Source organism: Trebonia sp. (genome assembly GCF_049794275.1).
Taxonomy (GTDB): domain Bacteria; phylum Actinomycetota; class Actinomycetes; order Streptosporangiales; family Streptosporangiaceae; genus Trebonia.
Genome location: NZ_JBARCR010000651.1, coordinates 1 through 2,752 on the forward strand (window position 1 = coordinate 1; position 2,752 = coordinate 2,752).

General features: G+C 69.5%; 3 protein-coding genes. All 3 read left to right on the top strand.

The genetic code is table 11. The annotated features are described in order from the left end of the window. The coding region (locus tag WA805_RS17505) for a Gfo/Idh/MocA family protein (protein ID WP_425242865.1) at positions 1-436 on the top strand (436 nt) is incomplete at its 5' end. 90 nt (positions 437-526) lie between these two features. Then, the gene (locus WA805_RS17510; RefSeq protein ID WP_422274448.1) at positions 527-2,263 is read left to right on the top strand and encodes an ABC transporter permease; all 1,737 of its coding nucleotides are present in this window, start codon (positions 527-529) and stop codon (positions 2,261-2,263) included. A 45-nt stretch (positions 2,264-2,308) separates the two neighbouring features. After that, a partial coding sequence (locus WA805_RS17515) for an ABC transporter ATP-binding protein (protein ID WP_425242866.1) occupies positions 2,309-2,752 on the top strand: 444 nt, incomplete at its 3' end.

A 2,752-nucleotide genomic window follows, 5' to 3' on the forward strand; every position in this document is an offset into this window, starting at 1 on the left:
GCCGGACAGCCCGTTCAACACGCCGTGGCGGCGGGACAAGGGCGGCCTGTGGGACCTCGGGCCGCACGTGGTCGCCATGCTGTGGGCCTGCCTCGGCCCGGTGACGTCGGTTACCGCCGTGGCCGGCGGGACCGATGTCACCCACCTGGTGCTCCGGCACTCGGGCGGCGCGAGCAGTGCCGCGACCGTGACGCTAAGTGCCCCGCCGCCGGCCGCGGGGAACAACCTGTTCGTCTGGGGCGAGGCCGGCCGCTCGGTTATGCCGGCCACGCCGGACGACCCGGTGGACGCGCTGCGCGTGGCGGCGATGGAACTGGCCGCCAGCGCCGAGTCCGGGCGGCCGCACCCGCTCGACGTCCGTTTCGGCCGCGACGTGGTCAAGGTGCTGGCCGATGCTCAGGCTCTGCTCGAGGCCGCGCGAAGCGCGGAACGTTAACGCGACGGACGCCTGAGCATCGCCTTCCGTTCACTGGGGCGGGCCAGGTTTACTCCTGGGGGATACAGCACCGCGGGAGAGGGGCAGCGGGTGGCGGTTCCTGGCGGATTCCCCGCGCGCGGCCTGTGGCGACGGCCAGCCCTGCGCTGGCCGGACGTGCTGGTCGTGGCGGCGCTGATCGCGCTGCTGTACGGGCTGCTGCGGCTCGGTCCGGCGCTGAACGCGCCGTTCCTGCCCAAGACGGCGCCGTCTGAGGTCTCGACCGATCCGGCGAACCTGCCGTACTACGCCGTCAGGTCGCTGCTGCGGATGTTCGTGGCGCTGTTCATTTCCCTCATCTTCACCTTCGTGTACGCGACGGCGGCGGCCAGGCTGCGGCGGGCGGAGAAGGTGCTGATCCCGGTGCTCGACATCCTGCAGTCGGTGCCGGTGCTCGGGTTCCTCGCCGTGACGGTGACCGCGTTCATCAACCTGTTCCCCGGCTCCGAGCTCGGCCTCGAGGCCGCGTCCGTGTTCGCCATCTTCACCTCGATGGCGTGGAACATGACGTTCGCCTTCTATCACTCGCTGGTCTCCCAGCCGCGAGACCTGGACGAGGCGGCCCGCATCATGCGGCTGACCAGGTGGGAGCGGTTCTGGCGGCTCGACGTCCCGTCGGGGATGATACCGCTGGTATGGAACGGGATGCTGAGCTTCGGCGGCGCGTGGTTCTTCCTCGCCGCCTCGGAGTCCATCTCCGTGCTGAACCATCACTACGCGCTGCCCGGGATCGGCTCGTACGCCGCCGCCGCGATCGCCCAAGCGAACCTGAGCCATGTCGGGCTCGCCATCCTCGTCATGATCGTGCTCGTCATCGGGGTCAACTTCGTCTTCTGGCGGCCGGTGACCGCGTGGGCGGAGCGGTTCCGCGTCGAGGAATCAGAATCGGCGGAACGGCCAAGGAGCCTGGTGCTCGACGTGCTGCGCCACTCCCAGGTACCTGAGCAGCTCGGCCGCCCGCTGCGTCCGGTCGGCCGGCTGCTCGACCGGGTCACCCGCCCGTTCGGCCTCGCCGAGCACCCGCTGATCGTTTCGCGGACACGGGAACGCACCGGAGACGTGTTCTTCGCCGGGGTGCTCGCCGTCCTCGTCGCCTACGGCGCCTGGGAGGCCCTGGGCTACGTCCGGGCCACCACCGGCCTCGGCGAGTTCGGCTACGCCTTCGCGCTCGGCGCCGCCACCTTCGCTCGCGTGATCGTGCTGGTCGCCTTCGCCACCGTGGTGTGGGTGCCGATCGGGGTGTGGATCGGGATGAACCCGAAGGTGACCAGGTTTGCCCAGCCGATCGTGCAGGTGCTCGCCAGCTTCCCGGCCAACTTCATCTTCCCGTTCGCCACGCTCGTGTTCGTGGCCTGGCACATCCCGCTCAACTTCGGCGCGATCCTGCTGATGGCGCTCGGCGCCCAGTGGTACATCCTGTTCAACGTCATCGCCGGCGCCTCCGCGATCCCTTCGGACCTGCGGGAGGCGATGACGAACCTCCGCGTGCGCGGCTGGCTGCGCTGGAAGAACTTCATCCTGCCCGCGGTCTTCGCCAGCTACGTCACCGGCGGGATCACCGCCGCGGGCGGCGCGTGGAACGCCTCCATCGTCGCTGAGATAGTCAGCTACGGCCCCCATCACCTGACCGCCACCGGCCTCGGCGCCTACATCGCCGAGGCGACCGCGACCGGGAACTTCCCGAAGATCCTGGTCGGCATCGCGGTGATGAGCGTCTACGTGGTCCTCACCAACCGGCTGTTCTGGCGCCGGCTGTACGCTCTAGCCGAACGGCGGTACTCGCTGTGAGCCCGCAACCCTCGTCGCACGTCCTGCCGAACTGAGGAGGACTCGATGGTGAGCAGCGAAACAGCGACGCGGACCGGCGCGGTGATCGTACAGGCCGAGTCGGTGACCAAGACATTCACCACCCCGGACGGCCACGCTCTGCCCGTGCTCGAGGGCGTCAGCTTCACCCTCTCCGAGGGCGAGATCGTCGCACTGCTCGGCAAGTCGGGTTCGGGCAAGTCAACGTTGCTGCGCTGCGTCGCCGGGCTTATCTCGCCGTCCTCAGGCAGCGTCTCCTACCGGGGCACCCCGCTCACCGGGGCCAATCCGGGAGTGTCGATGGTCTTCCAGACCTTCGCGCTGCTGCCGTGGCTCACCGTCCAGCAGAACGTCGAGCTCGGCCTTGAGGCACGCGGCGTCGCCGGTGCCGAGCGGGCCGAGCGCGCGCTCAGGGCGATCGACCTGATCGGCCTTGACGGCTTCGAGTCCGCCTACCCGAAGGAACTGTCC